Genomic DNA, 19,622 nt, shown 5'->3' with positions numbered 1-19,622 from the left:
CAGGTTCGCGTGTCGGCGGGCGGGGCGGACCGCGGTGGCTCCGGCATCCCGGGTGGGCGTCGCAAGCAGCGCGTCTCCATGGCCGACGTCGCCAAGCTGGCCGGCGTCTCCTCCCAGACGGTCTCCCGGGTCTCCAACGGGCACCCCGGCGTCATCGGCTCGACCCGCGAGCAGGTGCTCGCCGCGATGCGCCAGCTCGGCTACCGGCCCAACAGCGCCGCCCGGGCCCTGCGGTACGGGAAGTTCAACACGATCGGCGTGATCCTGTTCGACCTGTCCTCCATCGGCAACAGCCGTACCGTCGAGGCGATCGCCACCCACGCCGCCGCCGAGGGGTACGCGATCACCCTGATCCCCCTCGACGTCCCCACCCAGGACAGCGTGCTGGGCGCCTTCACCCGGATGGGCGAGCTCGCCGTCGACGCCGTGATCATCATCATGGAGACCCGCCTGCCCGACAACGGCACCGTGACGCTGCCCCCGGGCGTCCACGCCGTCGTCGTGAACTCCGACGCGGGTGACCGCTACAGCGTCGTCGACACCGACCAGGCCCAGGGCGCCCGCCTGGCCGTCGGCCACCTGCTCGACCTCGGCCACCGCACGGTCTGGCACGTCGCCGGGCCCGAGTCGTCCTTCGCCGCGCAGACCCGTGCCAAGACCTGGCGCCTGGTGCTGGAGGAGGCCGGGCGCCCGGTCCCGCCGCAACTGTCCGGCGACTGGTCGGCCGAGTCCGGCTACGTCGCTGGTCTGAGGCTGGCCGAGGAGCCGGACTGCACCGCGGTGTTCGCCGCCAACGACCAGATGGCCATGGGGCTGCTGCGCGCCTTCCACGAGCGGGGGCGTTCGGTGCCGGGTGACATCAGCGTGGTGGGCTTCGACGACTTCTCCGAAGCCGCCTTCTGCATCCCGCCCCTGACCACGATCCACCAGGACTTCGCCGAGGTCGGACGCCGCTGCGTCCAGGGTGTCCTGCGGCAGATCCGCGAAGGCGGCGCCCTTCCGCCCGGCACCGACCTCGTCCCTCTCCGCCTGGTGGTGCGTGACAGTTCGGCGTCTCCCGCGCGGTAGTCAGGTGATACCGGGCTCGGAACCGGCCACTCGTTCTCATCCCGTGGGGGTTGACGCTCGTGGCGATCCGCGCAATCATCACGTCGTGTTTACGTAAACGTCGCACGGGACGCGGCGAAGTTCACGTAATCGACACACACTTCCGCTATCTCACGACCTTTGCGCGAGCTTTCCGACGGCGCTGATGTTTACGTAAACATCCTCGCCGAAACGCGCTGCGCGTGTTCCCCCTGCAGGCGAGCAGTCACGGCAGCCGTCCGTCCCTCAATGCGTCCTCTCACCGGGAGGAAGAACCATGACCTGAGCCGAACGACATGAACGCCCCGGTCAGCGCCCGACTGCGAAGAGGGGCTGACATCCCCGCGAAATCTCACTGTTCAAGCACTTCGTACTTCCGAGCGGGTCGGAAATAAGGACACCCCCCATGGAATTCCATCCTCAGACGAGGTCGCGCTCACGCGCCAACCGCTTCACCGCAGGCTTGATCGGCGTGGCGATCGCCGCGTCGATGTCGCCGGCCTTCATCGCCTCTCCTGCCCTCGCCGGTCCGACGGCCTCGGCCGCGGCGGCGGACGGCCCGATCACCATCGACAACTCCACCGGGCTGACGCCCGACGGCAAGGGCTTGGGCCCCGGCCTCGACAACACCGCCGTGGACGGCTACTACTACTCGATCGGGCAGGCCCAGCTCGACAGCTCCGCCGGCGGCAACAACATGTACCTGTACCGCGGCAAGAGCTGGATCGACAAGGAACGCGTCACCAAGGTGTTCGGCCCGGAGACGCCGTACGTGCACCCCGACGGCACCCGGTCCTACCCGTTCGCCAACGCCAATCTCGAACGGATCGACTTCGAGCGGTCCAAGACCGGCAAGTACGTCATCTGGGCACACTGGGAGTTGTTCCGGGGGTACGGCGCCTCGCAGACGGTCGTGCTGCAGGCCGACCGGCCGGAGGGCCCGTACACGGTCGTGACCGACCACGCCCGGCCGGGCGCCAGCCTCAACGTCGGCCCGCAGGGCCAGCCCGGCACCACCGACTTCACCGACGCCATGGGCGAACGGGTCGGCCAGTTACGCCCCGACTGGGACACCAAGAACGCCGCCGGAACCTACGACGGCAGCCCGGAAATTCCGGTGAACGGCCGGGACTACCCGTCCCAGGTGCAGAGCTTCGAAACTCCGCGCGGTCCGCGCGGCGGCGGCTACGACCCGGACAAGCCCGGCCGCGTAGGGGGCGGCAGCTACGGGACGTCCCAGGTAGGGAACTGGTGGACGTACCAGTTCAACGACCTTCGCACGGACATGACGCTCACCGCCGTCGCGGTGCGGATGACCCCCTACGACCAGACGGCCTACGACGCCGCCAAGGCCCAGGGCGTCAACCCGAGCGCGGAGTCCTACATCGTCCGCTACCCGGCGGCGAAGTCCGACCCGACGAAGGCCGCGGGCATCTCGGCCCAAGGGTACGGCGGCTCGAACGGGGCGTACGACCCGAACCCGAACGACGCGACGGTCCCGATCGTGGACGAGATGGCCAAGTCCACGGTGGCCAAGGAGAGCTACCACGCCGTCAAGGACGACAGCCAGGCCCGCCAGACGCTCAAGACGCCGCTGATCTCGCCGCGCGTGGACGAGAACCGGGGCGTCAACGCCGGCAACCAGTCCGTCGTCGTCAACGAGCGCGACAACGTCTACGTCACCGCGGACATCGACCTCAACAAATACAAGGTGCTGGTCACCACCGACGGCTCCGACCCCAGGACCAGCGGCACGGCCTTCCAGTGGGAAAACCGGTGGGACGTGCCGAACGTCCCCATCCGCGACGGCATGGTGGTCAAGGCCGTGTCGGCGAACTCCGACAGGACCCAGTTCTCCGACGTCGCCACCACCACGTTCAAGGTGGCTCAGCCCGGCAGCCAGGAGTCCAAGGACGTCCCGGTGTTCGAGCCGGTCATGACCTTCAAGAGCGGCGACTGGAAGGTTCCCGCGGAGGGAGGCATGTTCGGGTACGCCGAGCTGCGCATCCTGTCGCCGACGTACAACGCCGAGGTCTACTACGCGATGGACGGCGGCAGCCCCGTGCCGCCCCGCTACGGGCAGAACATCGGCTTCGGCAGCCGGGACTACGCCATCTACACCGATGACCCGGCGATGGGCGGCGACGGCAAGCAGTACCTGATCACGGGTACGGACCACATCTACATGCGGGTGTGGGAGCTGAACGCGGACCTCACCGGCGTGGTGCCCGACAAGGCGTACGACATCAACATCGCCAAGCACCGTGAGGCGCCGCAGGCGATCCGCGGACCGGGCGGCAAGTACGTCTACCTTCTCACCTCCGGCCAGTCCGGCTGGTTCAAGAACCAGGCGATGTACCAGCGCATCGCCAACATCTCCGAGGGCTTCACCCGGCCGCGCGACAAGCACGGGTTCCGCAACGGGCAGGACGCCTGGACGCCTCTGCAGCCGTTCGCCGACAACACCACCTACAACAGCCAGGTCGGCGGGGTCTGGAACCTCGGTACCAAAGACCAGCCGGTCTACCTGTTCAACGGGAGCCGCTGGCTCGTCAACGACCTGGAGCACTCCACCACGATCTGGCTGCCGCTGACGATCGACGACGACGCCATGGGCCCGGGCGGGGACACCGGTAAGACGGTGACCGTCGGCACCGGCAAGGACGGCCCGGTCACCTCGCCGACCTACAAGCCCTACCCGGGGCGCGTGTCGGTGAAGTGGATGCAGCAGGTCAACGTGGACCTGACCGCGGGCACCGTCGGGCCGGCCAACGTCTACGACGAGCAGATCCCGATCGCCACCGACCCGGCCAACCTCGGCAACACCGACCCGGACAACCACACGCCGCGCGTGATCGACTTCCAGCCGATCGGTGACTTCTACACCTGCGACCAGATCGACCCGCAGGGCGTCAAGGACTGGACGACGTGCCCCGGCGGCCCTCTGGAGCAGCAGGGCATCGTCCGTCGCTACGACGTCGGGCAGGCCTTCAACGGCATCGACTGGGACCTGGACAACTACGACGGCACCGACCAGTCCTACCGCGGTGTCAACGGCAAGTTCTTCATCACCCTCGACCTGGGGCAGCCCCGTGACCTGACGACGATCGGGCTGTCGTTCCGGGCCGTGGGCGGGTCCGACGCGGCGCACCGGTACACGATCTCGGGGTCCAACGACAACCAGAACTGGACCACGATCGTCAACAACAACCAGAACGACTTCCCCGGCTTCCAGTCCCACGACCTGACCGGCCGGACCTACCGCTACCTGAAGTACCAGAACAACGATGTCTGGGACGTGATCCACAACTGGCGCGCGGACTGGGCCCGCGGCATGTACGAGATGACGATCAGGGCGGAGAAGCTCATCCCGCTCAACGTCACCACGCTGAAGCAGGCCGCCGGGCAGGCGACGATCCTGGCGGCGATGACCGACACCTTCACGGCGAAGAGCCTGGCGAACCTGAGGGAGAAGCTGGCTCCCGCCCAGGCCCTGCTCGACGCGCTCCGGCGCGAGGGCCAGGCGACCCAGCACACCCAGCAGGAGGTCGACCAGGCCGTGAACGCGCTGACCCGCGCCATGAGGCAGCTGGTCGGGATCGAGGCCCAGGTGACGGTCGACTTCACCAAGCTCGCCCAGGCCATCGACCAGGGCGAGGCCAGGCTGCTGGAGTCGTCGAAGTACACCGCGCCGTCGGTCGAGGCGCTGCGGAAGGCCGTGAACGCGGGCAGAAAGGCCCTGGCAGCCGTCGACGACCCCGACATGACCCAGAAGAAGATCGACAACCGCACGGCCAAGGTCAACGAGGCCATCCTCGGCCTGCAGCCGCAGCCGCAGAACGAGGCGGCGGTCGACGCCTCCACGCTGAAGGACGTCGTGACGAAGGCGCCGACGGTCAAGGACGACTACACGGCCACGTCATGGGCGCCGTTCGCCAAGGTGCTGGAGACGGCCAAGACCGTCCTCGCGGCGCCGAAGTCGCAGGAGCAGGTCGAAGCGGCGCTCGACGCCCTGGCCGCGGCGGCTGACGACCTCGACAAGAAGGAGTAACCAGATCGCCACAAGGTCGGGGAGACCAGCGGTTCCGCACAACGGACGGCTGGTCTCCCCGATCCGAACGCCACAGGCCCGAACTCCGTCACCCTCCTGCGAGGGTGGCCTTTCGTGTTCTCCGGCGGCGTATCCCGAAACGACCTGCGCAGGCATCCCCGCCCCACCTCACGAACGGATCGGTCAAGAGTTGAACACCACCCCCGCCACGGTCACCGTCTCCACCCCGACCGTCGAGCACCACCGAGAACCGCTCGGCATCGGGGAGTCCGGCCCGCGCATCTCCTGGAAGACCACCGCGCCGCCGGACTGGGTCCAGCGCGCCTACCAGCTACGGTTCGAGAGCCACGGCCGCACCGAGACCACCGAGTGGATCACCGGTGATGACTCGGTCCTGGTGCCCTGGGCCCGCGCACCGCTCGTCTCACGGGAACGCGTCCACCTCCAGGTCCGGGTGCGCGGCGGCGCGGGCCCGGCCGGCTCGTGGAGCCCGCCGCTGGCCGTCGAGGCCGGACTGCTGCGCGCCGAGGACTGGACCGCCGTCGCCGTCGCCCCTCAGGAGAGCGACGACCGCCGCCCACCCCTGCTGCGCAAGGAGTTCCGCCTGCCCGGCCAGGTCGAGCGGGCCCGCCTGTACGTCACCGCCCACGGCCTGTACGAGGCCGAGGTCAACGGCGTCCGCGTCGGCCGGGACGCGCTGACGCCCGGCTGGACCAGCTACGGGCACCGCCTGCTCTACCAGACCTACGACGTCACCGGCCTGCTGAACCCCGGCGACAACGCCATCGGCGCGTGGCTGGGCGACGGCTGGTACCGGGGCCGGCTGGGCGACCACGGCGGCCACGCCAGCCTGTACGGCACCGATGTGGCGCTCCTGGCCCAGTTGGAGGTCGTCCTCGCCGACGGCCGCCGCGTGACGGTCGCGACCGACGAGTCCTGGCGCGGCACGTACGGACCGATCCTGGCCGCCGGGCTGCTCGACGGCGAGACCCACGACGCGCGAGCCGAACGACCGGGCTGGTCGCGGCCCGGCTTCGACGACACCGGCTGGAGCCCCGTCCGCGTCATCGCACGGGACCCGGCCACGCTGGCCGCACCCACCGGCCCGCCCGTACGCTGCACCGAGGAGATCCGTCCCGTCTCGGTGACCGCACGCCCGGGCGACCGGCTGATCCTCGACTTCGGCCAGAACCTCGCCGGCCGCCTCCGCATCACCGTCAACGGTCCGGCCGGGCACGTGGTGACGCTCCGGCACGCCGAGGTCCTCCAGGACGGCGAGTTGTGCGTCCGCCCGCTGCGCGAGGCGATCTCCACCGACCGCTACGTGCTGCGCGGCGACGGCCCCGAGACCTGGGAGCCGCGCTTCACCCTCCACGGCTTCCGCTACGCCGAGGTCACCGGCTGGCGCGGCGGCGACCCCGCCGAGGAAGTCGTCGCTCGCGTGTATCACACCGACATGGCGCCCACGGGCTGGTTCACGTGCTCGAACGACCTCGTCAACCAGCTCCACCAGAACATCCGATGGAGCATGCGCAGCAACTTCGTCGGCCTGCCCACCGACTGCCCGCAACGGGACGAACGCCTCGGCTGGACCGGCGACCTGCAGATCTTCGCCCCCACGGCGGCGTTCCTGTACGACTGCCACGGCATGCTCGGCTCCTGGCTGCGCGACGTCGCCGACGAGCAGCTCGACGACGGCACCGTCCCCTGGTACGTACCGGTCATCCCCGGCGTTTCCGCCTGGACCCCTGTCCGGCCGGGCGCGGGCTGGGGGGACGTGGTCACGCTCGCGCCGTGGACGCTGTACCAGGCGTCCGGCGATACCGAGGTGCTGGCCCGCCAGTACGACAGCGCCCGCCGCTGGGTGGACCTGGTCGCCCGCATCGCCGGCCCCTCGCACCTGTGGGACTCCGGCTTCCAGGGGTTCCAGTAGCAACGGAGCAGAATCCAACGAACCCGCTCCTGACCTGCGGTAACAGGGTGTGCCGCAGCCTTACAGGAGGACCACCCGTGGTCATTGGCGCGGAGAGCGGATCCGCAAATTAGCGAGGTTGGAACCCCTTGCGGATGGTGGCGTACTCGTCGCGGGCCTGTCGGACAGCATCGGGGTAGCGCTGGGCCTTCTCGTGTTGTGCGAGGGTGCGGTAGATGCTGGCGAGGGACGGGTTGTGGCCCTTGCGTTTGCCGGTGGGGATGATCAGGTCCTTACGGATCTTTTCGACGGGTTCGCCGGCTGCGCGGCGCCGCAGCACGGTGTGGATCATGTCGTCAGTGATAACGGTGGGACGGCCGCCGTGGTTGCCTTTGCGGGCTGCGGCGTCCAGTCCTTCCAGGGTGGACTCGCGGATTGCTTCCCGCTCGGTTTCGGATGGCGGCGAAGAATGCGAACAGCATCCGGCCGGGTCCGGCCGGATCGTAGATCCCGGCGAGTGGTCCGGCGAGCATCTCCAGGATCAGGCCGTGTGCAGTGAGGTGGTCGGCCAGGGCGGTGAGTTCGCTGGCGTCGCGGCCGAGTCGCTTCATCTCGTACACGGTGAGGATGACGCGGCAGTGTGGGGCATGGGCCTTGATCTGCCGGGCGGTGGCGAGGGCCTTTTCAAACGCGGGCCGGACTTTGAGGCGGGTGGAGATCTTTTCGCAGAAGATCTTGTCGCGGTCGATGCCGTGCGCTTCCAGGGCGTCCAGCTGGGACTGGAGCTCCTGGGTGAGGGAGGAGCAGCGGGCGTAGCCGATGCGGATGTCGGCCGCGGGCCGGTCGGAGTCGACGGGGGCGGGTGGCGGGGTGCCGGGCCGCCACGGCTGGCCGGGTCTGCGGTCGGCGGGGGTTTGGACGCGCAGTCGCTTGGCCAGCCGGGGCACCTTGGTGAAGCGGCCAGTGTGGTAGGTCCCGGCGACGGCGCCGGACCGTGACCGGCAGGGCGATCCGGGTTCGACGTCGCATCGTGGACAGGAACGACGTTCGACCTCATCAGCGTCACGGGTGACATCGGCGGAGGAGATACCGGAATCGGCGGCGGATGCGGTGCTTTCGCGAGCCTGGGGGCCGTCGGCCATGCCCGAATCCTCTCACAAACATTTCTCAGAACCACCAGGCTCGAGGACTTGGCCTGGTCCTCCTGTAGCTACGGCGAGCCGCCACCCCGGCCAGTCCTGAGGGCCAATGAGGGATATGCGAAGAGTTAGTTATCGGTTCCAGCACGTAGTTATCTCAAGTAGTGCATACCTTCCGGTAACCCCTTCGAGCTCCTCAATGGTGATCGAGCTGCTGATAACGCCGGTCTGGGGAGGAGCGCCGAGATGCGTACCGACTGGGAACAGGATGAGCTGATCAGCGCGTGGACGCTGGTGGAGGGTGATTGGGACCTGGTCGGGGAAAAGGCAGGGGCCGGCAAGCTCGGTTTCGCCTTGATTTTGAAGTTCTACGAGATCGAGGGGCGGTTTCCCGCCTATCCCGAGGAGATACCGGCGGCCGCGGTGCAGTACGTGGCATCGCTGGTGGAGGTCGAGCCGGAGCTGCTGGCGAAGTACTCCTGGCGGGGCAGGACCATTGAGCGTCACCGGCGCGGATCCGCAAGCGATTCGGTACCCGTCCGGCGTCTGAGGACGATGAGGAGCGGTTGGCGCAGTGGCTGGCCGACAAGGTGTGCCCGATCGAGACGAACCGTGATCGCCTGGCCGAGGCGGTGCGCGAGCGGTGCCGCAGCGCCAGGATCGAACCGCCGGCCAGTGGCCAGGTGGAACGGGTGGTCAATTCCGGATGCCGCCGTTTCGAGAATGCCTTCGCCGAGCAGGTGATGGCGCGGCTCGGGCCGGCCGTGTGCGCTCGGCTGGAGGAGTTGCTGCGGCGGCCGCACGTGCTGGCCGAGTTGAAGGCCGACCCGGGGCCGCTGGGGCTGGACACCCTGCTGGTGGAGATCGGCAAGCTGGCGACCGCTCGCTCCCTGGGGCTGGGCGAGGCGGTGTTCGCCGAGATCTCCGATCAGATCGTGGCGGCGTGGCGGGGCCGGGCGATGCGGATGTATCCCTCGGATTTCGCGGCCTGCTCGGCGCCGGTGCGCTACACGCTGCTGGCGGCGTTGTGCTGGACCCGGCAGGCCGAACTCGTGGACGGGCTGGTGGAACTGTTGATCGGGCTGATCCACCGGATCAACGCGCGCGCCGAGCGGCGGGTGGAGAAAGAGCTGATCGGTCAGCTCGCCGCGGTGCCCGGCAAGCGCGGCATCTTCACCAAGATGGTCAACGCCGCGCTGAGCAAGCCCGATGAGACGGTCCGGCAGGTGGTCTTCCCCGCGGTGCCGGGCGGGGAGAAGACGCTGCGGGCGCTGGCCAAGGAGCTGATGGCCACCGAGCGCGTAGTCGCCGAGCGGATCCGCTACCAGTTGCGCGGTTCCTACTCGCACTACTACCGGCGGATGCTGGCGCCGCTGCTGGCCGCGCTGGAGTTCAAGTGCCACAACACCGCCTACCGGCCGGTGATGGACGCCATCGAGTTGCTGGCCCGCTACGCGGGCGTCGATTCCGATCAGCGGCACTACGCGACGGCGGAGACGGTGCCGATCGACGGGGTGGTGCCCAAGGCATGGCTGGAGGGCGTCGTCGACGCCGGTAGCGGCCGGGTGGAGCGGATTCCGTACGAGCTGTGCGTGCTGATCGCGATGAGTGCCTGTCTTTGAACATCAAGATCAAGTAGTGGCGCTGTAGTGTCGCGTGTTCTTCTCGCGCTGCTGGAGTTCGGCGACTGTGTTGATGTGCCTGGCCTGCGGCCGGGAGTTGCCGACGCGTTGTCGGGTAGACGCGGTGTACTGCTCGCCGGCGTGCCGGAGCAGGCGGTGGAGGTGGGTGCGGCGCAGCCGGACGGTTGTGGCGATCTTGCAATCGGGGTCGGCGCAGGGCTGGGTGGTGTGTCCACAGTGCGGGACGGGATGGGTGGCGGGCACCGAGCACCAGGCGGGCGCGATCTACTGCAGCCCGAGATGCCGGACGAGGGCGTGGAGACAGCGTCAGAGCCGTTCGTAACGCCGTCACCGTGACGGCGTTACGAACGGCTCATGGAGCGATCTTCCGCCCGCTCTGACCTGTGAGAAAGTGCTTTGTGTCTACCTATTGTCGCTTTGCGTTGCGGCCCGTGGCTGAGGTCTTTTCGGGTTTCCCGCCCCTGCTGAAGCGGATCTTGAAGATCGCCGGCCTGCGCACCGCGTTCAAGGTTGAAGCCTCGATGGAGGAGCCTATCCAGGCAATGCAGGCATCTCCCCAGCCTGACGCTCCCGAAGGCGCTGACCCATCCGATTGATCAGCACGGCGACAACCGCAACACCACGACCCCCCGTCACTTCATGCTGCCGGGGATTGTCAGGTGACACCCGATCTGGCCACGGCATCCGTTGAGGGCCAAGGGTCACACGTGCAGCTCAGGCTGGAAGCCGGTCCAGCGCAGTTCGGCGGGCAGGTGCCCCATGTCGTTGTAGAAGAGGATGGATGCGGGACGGTCGGCTGCGTACCGGATGACAGTCAGGGCGGCGTTGCCGTGGTTGAGTCCGAGCCAGCGCCACTGCGGCGCGTCGAGGGCGGCACGGACGAGCCAGCCGATGAGGAAATTGTGCGTGACCACCAGTTCGTGGCGGGTTCCCTGCGCCGCCGGACCCGTGAACGTACGCAGGGCGCGTGCGGCGAGATCGTCGCCCTCGTCGGCGGGGAACTGCTCCAGGAAGCTCAGGTAACGGTCGGCGTGCTCCGGCGGCAGCTCATCTTTGTCCGGCCGGTAGGGGACGTAGTCACCGGCAGCCTCGGACTCCACCAGGGGGATGCCGGGAAGATGCTCGCCGATCAGGCGGGCGGTCTGCGTCGTCCGGGAGAGCGGACCGTGATGGATCTCGGAAAGAGGGACGTCGCGGAGCCGCTCGCCGAGCAATGCGGCCTGACGGCTGCCGTTCTCAGTGAGGGCCTGTTCGTCCGGAGTGGCCTCGCCGTGGCGCGTGAGGTACAGGAAACGGGTCATGATTGCGCCCATTATTCCTGTGAAGTCATCAAGCCGGCGCCTGGCCCCTCCACTGGCACTGACCACATCTCTGGCCACTTTGGATGGCACGCGGCTAGATATCACGACACCTGACCGAGTCTTCCACACCTCGGCTCTCACGATGCTGGCGGCCGACGGTGACCGCCTTCAAGGTCCAGTCGGGGGTTCAAAGACAGGCACTGAAGGACGCACTGCGCCGCCGCGAGATCTACGTCGAGGGCGCCGGCCGCTGGCGTGACCCCGATGAGGACCTGCCCGGCGACTTCGAGGACAACCGGGACGTGCACTACGCGGCGCTGGACAAACCGCTGGACCCGACGGAGTTCATCGCCGGCCTGAAGACGCGGATGCGGGCCGCGCTGGACAAGCTGAACGCCGGCCTGACCGCCGGCAGTACCGGCGGGGTGCGGATCATCACGCGGGCCGGCAAGCCGTGGGTGAGCGTCCCCAAGCTCGACAAGCTGCCCGAGCCGAGGAACCTGGGCAAGCTCAAGGCCGAGGTCCAGCGCCGGTGGGGCACCATCGACCTGCTCGACATCCTCAAGGACACCGCCTTCCTCACCGACTTCACCGACGCCTTCACCTCGGTGGCCACCCGCGAGGTGCTGGACAAGCAGACGCTGAACCGCCGGCTGCTGCTCGTGCTCTTCGCGCTGGGCACGAACATGGGGATCCGGCAGATGGCCGCGACCGGCGACCACGGCCAGGACGAGGCCGCGCTACGGCACGTGCGCGCGACCTACGTCAACCCGGGAGAACCTGCGGGCGGCGATCGTCGCGGTGGTCAACGCCACCCTGGAGGCCCGCGATCCTGCGTGGTGGGGCGAGGCGACCAGCACCGCCTCAGACTCCAAGCGATTCGCCTCCTGGGACTCCAATCTGATGACCGAGTTCCACGCCCGCTACGGCGGTTACGGCGTCATGATCTACTGGCACGTCGACAAAGGCCGCCTGTGCATCTACTCCCAGCTCAAGTCGTGTTCCTCCTCCGAGGTCGCGGCGATGATCGAGGGCCTGCTGCGGCACTGCACCAACGCCGAGATCGAGGCGAACTACACCGACACCCACGGCGCGACCACGGTCGGGTTCGCCTTCACCGAGCTGCTGGGCTTCAAGCTGCTGCCCCGGCTGAAGAACATCGGCGCGATCGACCTGTACAGCCCCGACGCCGTCCAGACCGCCTGGCCGAAGGTGGACAAGATTCTCAAGAAGCGGCCGATCGACTGGGACCTCATCGCCCGCAACTACGACCAGATGATCAAGTACGCGACGGCGCTGCGGTTGCGAACAGCGGAAACCGAGCAGGTGCTGCGCCGTTTCATGAAGGGCAACGGCCCCAAGCACCCGGTCTATCTGGCCCTGGAGGAACTCGGCCGGGTCGTGCGCACGATCTTCGCCTGCGACTATCTCGCGGATGAGCAGCTACGCCGGGAGATCAACAGCGGTCTACAGGTCGTGGAGAACTGGAACAGCGCCAACGACAAGATCTTCTACGGCCGCGAAGGCGTGCTGACCGGGGCTGACCGTGAGCACGCCGAGGTGTCCATGCTCACCTTGCACCTGCTGCAGTCGGCGTTGGTGTTCATTAACACCCAGCTCCTTCAGGCCGTTCTGCGAGATCCGCAGTGGGCCCGCAAGCTCACCGAGGAGGACCGGCGAGCCCTCAGCCCGCTGTTCTGGGCTCACGTGAACCCCTACGGCCGGTTCCGGCTGGACATGGATGCCCGGCTCGACTTCACCACGGTCTGAACGGGCTCTTCAGGCCGGCGGGAGAGGGCCCAGGTCGCGGATGATCCCGGCCAGGGCCCGGATGGGCTCGCTCTCCGCCTCGCTGCGCCACACCAGCGCATACGGCAGCGGCTCCATGTCGGTGACCGGCAGGTAGGCGATGTCCGGCCGCGCCCAGTAGCGGCTGACGTGGGCGGGGAAGAGCACGACGAGCCCGTCCATGCTGGCGAGGGTCATGGCCTCTTCCGCGTCCCGGACCACGGGGCCGCGTTCGATCTGACGTCCGCGCCGGGTGAGGCGAGGGGCGTAGGCGTCATACCAGTAACCGGGGCCGGTGTCGGCGTGCGGGTGCTGGAAGTCGGAGATCACCTCCAGCGAGACCGACGCGCGCCCGGCGAGCTGGTGGTCGGCGGCGACGGCCAGCACGCGCTGCTCGGCGAACACGACCGGCCCCACGGTGAGGCCGGGTTCGTCGACGGGCAGCCAGCTCACCAGGACGTCGATGTCCCCGCGGCGCAGCGCGGGAAAGGCTTCGCCCAGCTGTGCCTTGTGGATGCGCAGCTTCCATCGCGGGTGGCGCAGGCGGAAGACGTCCCAGTAGGGGCGCAGGTCGTAGGCGTTGAGCGGGAGCATGCCGACGCGCAGCGTGCCGGTGATGCCCTGGCCGACGAGCTGGGCACGTTCCACGCTCTCCTTCAGCCCGGCATACAGCGGACGGAGGTCGTCCCGGAGCTGCCGCCCCACCTCCGTCAGCCGGACCGTGCGATTGTTGCGCTCGAACAGCGGCGCGCCGACCTGCCGTTCCTGCTTCTGGATCGCCTGGGTGACGCGGGCGGGCGACAGGCACAGCCGAGCGGCGGTCCGGCCGAAGTGCAACTCCTCGGCCAAGGTCAGGAAGATCTCGATGTCCCGCAGTTCCACGCCTGACCTGCTCCGTCCACTCCCACTGAAGATGATCTTTCGGGTTTCGCCGTTGTTCCGGATATTCACCGTACTTGATCCTCGATTCGTACGATTCGCCGTCGGTCGAGGGAGCACGTGGATGGACGTCCTTGTTTGCGGTGCCGGCGTCGCCGGGGCCGCCCTGGCGTACTGGCTGCGCCACCACCGGTTCACCCCGACCGTGGTGGAACGTGCGCCCGGAGTGCGCACGGGCGGCTACGCGACGGGCCTGCGCGGCGAGGCGCTGGACGTGTTGGACCGGATGGCCCTGCTGGACCAGGTCCGAGCGCTGGACCTGCGCCTGGGCGGCGCGGCGATGACGGACGAGGACGCCCTGCCGGTGGCGATCCGCCCCACCGACGTCGAAATCCTCAGGGACGACCTGGCCGGCCTGCTGTACCAGGCCACCTGCGGGGAGGTCGAGTACGTCTTCGACGACTCGATCGCGACCCTGGAGCAGACCGACGCCGACGTGCGGGTCACCTTCGACCGCGGCCGGCCGCGCCGCTTCGACCTGGTGGCAGGCGCCGACGGGCTGCACTCGCGCACCCGCTCACTGGTCTTCGGGCCGCAGGAGCGCTTCGTCCGGCACCTGGGCCTCTACACGGCGGTCTTCGGCCTGCCCGGCCGGTTCGGCGGCCGGGTCCACCGCGTACCGGGCAAGGCTGCCGGGGTGCTCGTCACCCGCGACGGCAGCCGAGCCCGTGCGGCGCTGCACTTCGCCTCCGGACCGCTGGCCTACAACCGCGATGACCACGGGCAGCACAAGCACATCGTGGCCGAGCGGTTCGCCGGCCAAGGCCGATTGGTCCGGCGCCTGCTGGCGGAGATGTGGGAGGCGGAGAATCTGTTCTTCGAGGCGAACGCCCAGGTCGAGATGGACCGCTGGTACGCGGGCCGGGTGGTGCTGGTCGGGGATGCCGGTTACTGCGCGGCGCCGTCCTCGGGTCGCGGCGCCTCCCAGGCGTTGATCGGCGCCTACATCCTGGCCGGCGAACTGGCCACCGCTGGAGACCAAGCGGAGGCGTTCGCCGCCTACGAGCGGGAGATGCGCGGCTTCGTCGCCGAGCACCAGCAGATGGGCCGCGAAGGCGCCGACCAGTTCTTCCTGGGCCCACCTCCTGAGGAGGAGCTCGGCACGACGGTGGCCCGCCCGCACCTCGTACGGCTCAGGAACTACGCTCCCGGCCTCGCCGCGGAGCGGTCGTCACCGGGCCGGGCTGCCCGCTGACAGGCCCCTCCGCGAGGGGGACGCACGAACGCCGGATCGGAACGGAACCGGCGGACCAATCATGACGACAGGAAAAAATCATGGCAATCGGCAGGAACGGCCTGTCCGAGCAGGGACTACGCAGACTACGTGAGGTGCTGACCCGGCACGTGGAGTCGGGGAGGATCCCCGGCCTCGTCGCCCTGGTGAGCCGCGGCGGCCAGACACACGTCGAGGCGATCGGGACGATGCGGCACGACGGCGGCACGCCGATGCGCCGCGACACGATCTTCCGGATGGCCTCCACCTCCAAACCGGTCACGATCGCCGCGGCGATGGTGCTGCTGGACGAGTGCCGGCTGCGGCTGGACGACGTGATCGACCCATGGCTGCCCGAACTGGCCGACCGCCAGGTGCTCAAGAGCATCGACGCCGAGCTGGACGACACCGTCCCGGCCCGCCGTCCGATCACCGTGCGGGACGTGCTGACCTCCACCTTCGGCCTCGGCATGGACATGACCGCGCTGGGCACCCCGATCCTGAACGCCATCTTCGAGCGGGGGCTGACCCCGAACCTGCCGACCGAGGTGCCGGAGCAGGACGAGTGGATGCGCCGCCTGGGCGAGCGGCCGCTGATGCACCAGCCCGGCGAGCAGTGGCAGTACCAGATCAGCAGCGACCTGGTCGGCGTGCTCGTCTCCCGGGTCACCGGCCACAGCTTCGAGGACTTCCTGCGCGAGCGCATCTTCGAACCGCTCGGCATGAGCGACACCGGCTTCCACGTGCCCGTCGACCAGCTCGACCGGCTGCCCACCCTGTACGCCCCCGACCCGTCCACCGGCGAGTTCCTCGCCTGGGACGAGCCCGAGAACGGTCGCTGGAGCAAGCCCCCGGCGTTCCAGGGCGGCGGTGGCGGCCTGGTGTCGACCGCCGACGACTACCACGCCTACTTCCGGATGCTGCTCAACGGCGGGGTGCACCAGGGCCGCCGCGTCCTGTCCCGGGCGGCCGTTGAGCTGATGACCACCAACCGGCTCACCGCCGAGCAGAACGCCGCCCGCACCGCCCTGGCCACCAGCGCCGTGCACATCTCCTTCGGCCAGGGCCAGCAGGGCGGCTGGGGCCTGGGCATGGCGGTGCGCACCTATCGCGGCGACTACGCGCCGATCGGCCAGTTCGGCTGGGACGGCGGCAGCGGCACCTCCGCCTACGCCGACCCGGGCAACCAGCTCACCGGCATCCTGCTCTGCCAGCTCGGCTACACCGTCCCGAATCCGGCCCACCTGATGGCCGACTTCTGGACCACCGTCTACCAGGCCATCGACGACTGATGCAAGGAGTGAATATCATGCGTGTCTGGTTCATCACCGGCGCCTCCAGGGGGCTGGGCAGAGCGTTCGCGGAGGCGGCGCTGGAGCGAGGAGATCGCGTCGTGGCCGCGGCCCGCGACGTGGCGCCGCTGGCGGCCCTGCGGGCCCGCCATCCCGACACCCTGGCGTGCCTCCCGCTCGACGTCTCCGACCGCGCCGCGGTGCACGAGGGCGTGGAACGGGCGGTCGCCGCGTTCGGCAAGCTCGACATCGTGGTCAACAACGCCGGCGCGATGTTGTACGGCATGGTCGAAGAGGCCACGGAGCTCCAGATCAGAGCCCACTTCGACGTCAACGTCCTGGGCCAGATCTGGGTCACCCAGGCCGTGCTGCCCCACCTGCGCGCCCAGGGCTCGGGCCACATCCTCCTGGTGACGACGATGGGCACGGGCGGCGGGATGGCCTCGGCCGGTCTGTACGCGGCCGGCAAGTCCGCGATCGACTCCCTCGGCCAGGCGCTGGCCATGGAGGTCGAGCCCTTCGGCGTCAAGGTCACCATCGTCCAGCCGGGCGGCTACGACACCGGACTGTTCACGACCGGTACGACGGCCACCACGCCGGACCCGGCGTACGACGCGCTGCGGGCGAAGCTCGCCGAGATGTGGGGCGACGAAGCGGGGCCCGACCCCAGCACGGCCGCGCCGGTCGTCATGCGACTCGTGGACCTGCCCCGCCCGCCCCTGCGGCTGATCGTCGGCGGCCAGTCCTTCGACCTGGTCCAGCAGATGAACCAGGCCAGGACCGAGGAGTACCGCGCCTGGGAACACCTCAGCCGCCTGGCTCCCGGCTGACAGCTCCGTCCCGACACGATTGAGAGATCATTGATGATGAAGCACCACGATGCCACCCAGCCCGCGCAAGAAGAGCGGCCGGCGGGGAAGACCGACGTGATCATCGTGGGGGCCGGCCCGACCGGCCTCATGATGGCCGCCGAACTGCGTCTGGCCGGAGTGCGGCCGCTGGTGCTGGAACGACAGCCGCGACCCCGCGACACCCCCAAGGCCGGCGGCCTGGGCGGCCAGATCCTGGAACTGCTGCGCCACCGAGGCTTGCTGGAACGTCTCCAAGCGGCCTGCACCGGCCCGATGCCCGCCCCCCGGTTCCCGTTCGGCGGGGTGCACCTGGACTTCACCCGGATGCCGGATCCCCCCATGCACGCCCTGCCCCTGCCGCAGCAACTGCTGGAGCGGCTGCTCGACGAACGCGCCGGCGAACTCGGCGCCGAGGTCCGCCGCGGACACGAAGTGATCGAGGTGAGTCAGGACGACGACGCGGTGACCGTGGACGTGCGCGGCCCGAACGGCCCCTACCAGGTGAGCGCCCGCTACGTCGTGGGATGTGACGGCGCGCGCAGCCGCATCCGCGAGGGGGCCGGCATCCCGTTCCCGGGCACCATCTATCCCGAGGTCAACCGGCTGGCCCAGGTCACCCTGCCCGACACGGTCGCCGTTCTCGGCAACGGCGATCTCGACGTCCCCGGCTTCGGCACCATCCGCGCCGGATTCACCCGCACCGATCAGGGCCTGCTCGGCGTCGGCTCCTCACCCGGCAGCCGGTCCGTCTCCCTCTACACCATCGAGGACGAGACCACCGAATACGACGACGACGTCCCGATGACCCTCACCGAACTGCAGGACAGCATCCACCGCGTGCTCGGCGCCCACCTGCCGCTGGCGGGATCGACCCGGCTGTCGCGCTTCACCTTCAAGGCCCGCCAGGCCGAGCGCTACCGCGAGGGGCGCATCTTCCTGGCCGGTGACGCGGCGCACCTGTTCCCCGCCACCGGAGTGGCGCTCAACGCCGGCATGCTGGACGCGGTCAACCTGGGTTGGAAACTGGCCGCCGACCTGCACGGCACGGCCCCGGCCGGCCTGCTGGACACCTACCACGCCGAACGCCGTCTCGCCGGCGCCCGCACCATGCTGCATACCCGAGCGCAGGTGGCCCTGCGGCGCGGGCACGACGCCGCCGCCGAAGCGCTCCGGGAGCTCTTCACCGAACTGCTCACCGACGAGCAGCCGCTGCGCCGCATGGGCGCCCTCGTCGCCGGCACCGACATCCGCTACCCGATGCCCGGCACCGGTCATCATCGGCTGGCCGGCACCTTCGCCCCCGACCTCACCCTGCACACCGACGAAGGCATCACCAGCGTCGCCGAGCTCATGCACACCGCCCGGCCCGTCCTGCTCGACCTGGCCGACCGCCCAGAGCTCCGCCAGGCCGCCCGGGACTGGCGGCATCTCCTCGACGTCCACACCGCCAAGACCACCGACCGGCCGGCCGACACCCTGCTGATCCGCCCGGACGGCCACTTCGCCTGGGCCGCCGGCCTCGACGAACCCGCGGACACCGCCACGCCCTCGCTGCGTGCGGCACTCTCCGCATGGTTCGGAACGCCTTCGAACACCGGAGAGAGACATGACAAGTAGATTCACCGAGTTGACCATCGACTGCCACGACCCGGAGACGGTCGCGGCCTTCTGGTGCGAGGTCCTGGACTTCAAAGTGATCGACCGCAACGACGGCAAGGTCGAGATCGGCTCCTGGGAGCCGACCATCGAGCAGGTGCTCACCCGCCAGATGCCGCCCACCCTGCAGTTCATTCAGGTGCCCGAAGGCAAGACCGTGAAAAACCGGCTCCACCTCGACGTCAGCCCGATCGACGGCAGCACCGACGACGAGGTGACCAGGCTGCTCGGTCTCGGCGCCGTCAAGAGAGATGTGGGCCAAGGCCCAGACCGAAGCTGGGTGGTCATGGCCGACCCCGAGGGCAACGAGTTCTGCGTCGTGCGCACCCTGGCGGTGACGCACCACCGTTAGCGTCCCTGTTCCTGCCACACTTTCGTCGTGCTGAAATGCCCGGGCCTCGTGATCTTGGATCTTGGGCAGGGCCGGCGGCGATGTCGTCGGGTGGGCCGGTGGACAGGCTTGGCCTGGTACGACAGCCTCGCCGCCCACCCCGACCCGGCCACCATCGAGGTTGACGGCCACAGCTCGCAACGCCGCCCCGCTTCACCTCCTATCAGGACAGGACCGCGAATTTTCTGAGCAACAGCGGCACGGAGAGAAAACCTATGTCGGCGCGCTGATGATCGTCGCGGGACCTCTCGGTTCGCCCATTATCCCATGTACGTGATAACAGATTATTATCGCGTGAACCTTACGTATTGCATCTGATGCATGGTCGCTGCGATGAGCGCACGAAGGGCCGAGCTGCGG

14 protein-coding genes and 2 pseudogenes are annotated in these 19,622 nt (G+C 68.9%); 12 read left to right on the top strand and 4 right to left on the bottom strand.

Going from position 1 to position 19,622, the window contains the following annotated elements; all coding sequences use genetic code 11:
• Positions 1 to 78 precede the first annotated feature (78 nt).
• The 3 genes from AB0H75_RS43835 (at position 79) to AB0H75_RS43825 (ending at position 7,070) form a co-directional block, all read left to right on the top strand.
• Positions 79 to 1,068, top strand: a complete 990-nt coding sequence (locus tag AB0H75_RS43835) for a LacI family DNA-binding transcriptional regulator (RefSeq protein WP_367806758.1) — start codon at positions 79 to 81, stop codon at positions 1,066 to 1,068.
• A 424-nt stretch (positions 1,069 to 1,492) separates the two neighbouring features.
• The gene (locus tag AB0H75_RS43830; RefSeq protein WP_367806756.1) at positions 1,493 to 5,137 is read left to right on the top strand and encodes a discoidin domain-containing protein; all 3,645 of its coding nucleotides are present in this window, start codon (positions 1,493 to 1,495) and stop codon (positions 5,135 to 5,137) included.
• 190 nt (positions 5,138 to 5,327) lie between these two features.
• Entirely contained in the window at positions 5,328 to 7,070 is a 1,743-nt protein-coding gene (locus tag AB0H75_RS43825) for a family 78 glycoside hydrolase catalytic domain (protein WP_367806754.1), read from the top strand.
• A 109-nt stretch (positions 7,071 to 7,179) separates the two neighbouring features.
• On the opposite strand, the gene AB0H75_RS43820 is transcribed toward AB0H75_RS43825, so the two are convergent.
• Both AB0H75_RS43820 and AB0H75_RS43815 read right to left on the bottom strand, forming a co-directional pair.
• The gene (locus AB0H75_RS43820) at positions 7,180 to 7,401 is read right to left on the bottom strand and encodes a hypothetical protein (RefSeq protein ID WP_367806752.1); all 222 of its coding nucleotides are present in this window, start codon (positions 7,399 to 7,401) and stop codon (positions 7,180 to 7,182) included.
• A 4-nt stretch (positions 7,402 to 7,405) separates the two neighbouring features.
• A complete protein-coding gene (locus AB0H75_RS43815; protein WP_367806750.1) occupies positions 7,406 to 8,191 on the bottom strand; it encodes a recombinase family protein in 786 nt (261 codons plus the stop codon).
• A gap of 243 nt (positions 8,192 to 8,434) precedes the next feature.
• Here AB0H75_RS43815 and AB0H75_RS43810 point away from each other — a divergent pair.
• Positions 8,435 to 9,810, top strand: a pseudogene (locus tag AB0H75_RS43810) (DUF4158 domain-containing protein).
• 452 nt (positions 9,811 to 10,262) lie between these two features.
• The gene (locus tag AB0H75_RS43805) at positions 10,263 to 10,427 is read left to right on the top strand and encodes a hypothetical protein (protein ID WP_367806748.1); all 165 of its coding nucleotides are present in this window, start codon (positions 10,263 to 10,265) and stop codon (positions 10,425 to 10,427) included.
• A 105-nt stretch (positions 10,428 to 10,532) separates the two neighbouring features.
• Here the strand turns inward: AB0H75_RS43805 and AB0H75_RS43800 are convergent, their stop codons facing one another.
• A complete protein-coding gene (locus AB0H75_RS43800) occupies positions 10,533 to 11,132 on the bottom strand; it encodes a histidine phosphatase family protein (protein WP_367806746.1) in 600 nt (199 codons plus the stop codon).
• A 368-nt stretch (positions 11,133 to 11,500) separates the two neighbouring features.
• Here AB0H75_RS43800 and AB0H75_RS43795 point away from each other — a divergent pair.
• Positions 11,501 to 11,845: pseudogene (locus AB0H75_RS43795) on the top strand (Tn3 family transposase); the annotation flags it as partial.
• 88 nt (positions 11,846 to 11,933) lie between these two features.
• Positions 11,934 to 12,902: a Tn3 family transposase gene (locus AB0H75_RS43790; protein WP_367806744.1), complete on the top strand. Its 969-nt coding sequence runs from the start codon at positions 11,934 to 11,936 to the stop codon at positions 12,900 to 12,902.
• A gap of 9 nt (positions 12,903 to 12,911) precedes the next feature.
• Here AB0H75_RS43790 and AB0H75_RS43785 read toward each other — a convergent pair whose 3' ends face one another.
• Positions 12,912 to 13,802, bottom strand: coding sequence for a LysR family transcriptional regulator (locus AB0H75_RS43785; protein ID WP_367806742.1), 891 nt, complete (start codon positions 13,800 to 13,802; stop codon positions 12,912 to 12,914).
• Between the two features lie 121 nt (positions 13,803 to 13,923).
• On the opposite strand from AB0H75_RS43785, the gene AB0H75_RS43780 reads away from it, so the two are divergent.
• The 5 genes from AB0H75_RS43780 to AB0H75_RS43760 all read left to right on the top strand — a co-directional run bounded on the left by AB0H75_RS43780 (position 13,924) and on the right by AB0H75_RS43760 (position 19,223).
• Complete coding sequence (locus tag AB0H75_RS43780) at positions 13,924 to 15,054, top strand: FAD-dependent monooxygenase (RefSeq protein WP_367806740.1); 1,131 nt, start codon at positions 13,924 to 13,926, stop codon at positions 15,052 to 15,054.
• A gap of 80 nt (positions 15,055 to 15,134) precedes the next feature.
• Entirely contained in the window at positions 15,135 to 16,364 is a 1,230-nt protein-coding gene (locus AB0H75_RS43775; protein WP_367806738.1) for a serine hydrolase domain-containing protein, read from the top strand.
• A 17-nt stretch (positions 16,365 to 16,381) separates the two neighbouring features.
• The gene (locus tag AB0H75_RS43770; protein WP_367806736.1) at positions 16,382 to 17,194 is read left to right on the top strand and encodes an SDR family NAD(P)-dependent oxidoreductase; all 813 of its coding nucleotides are present in this window, start codon (positions 16,382 to 16,384) and stop codon (positions 17,192 to 17,194) included.
• Between the two features lie 36 nt (positions 17,195 to 17,230).
• Positions 17,231 to 18,832 (top strand): FAD-dependent monooxygenase, encoded by a 1,602-nt coding sequence (locus AB0H75_RS43765; protein ID WP_367806734.1) that lies wholly within the window; start codon positions 17,231 to 17,233, stop codon positions 18,830 to 18,832.
• A complete protein-coding gene (locus AB0H75_RS43760) occupies positions 18,822 to 19,223 on the top strand; it encodes a VOC family protein (RefSeq protein WP_367806732.1) in 402 nt (133 codons plus the stop codon). The genes AB0H75_RS43765 and AB0H75_RS43760 overlap by 11 nt, the downstream gene beginning before the upstream one ends.
• The last annotated feature ends 399 nt before the right edge of the window (positions 19,224 to 19,622 follow it).

The sequence above is a fragment of the Nonomuraea sp. NPDC050783 genome (genome assembly GCF_040802095.1).
Taxonomy (GTDB): Bacteria; Actinomycetota; Actinomycetes; order Streptosporangiales; family Streptosporangiaceae; genus Nonomuraea.
Note: the sequence above shows the minus strand (reverse complement) of the source record. Positions and strands in the feature narration are given on the sequence as shown.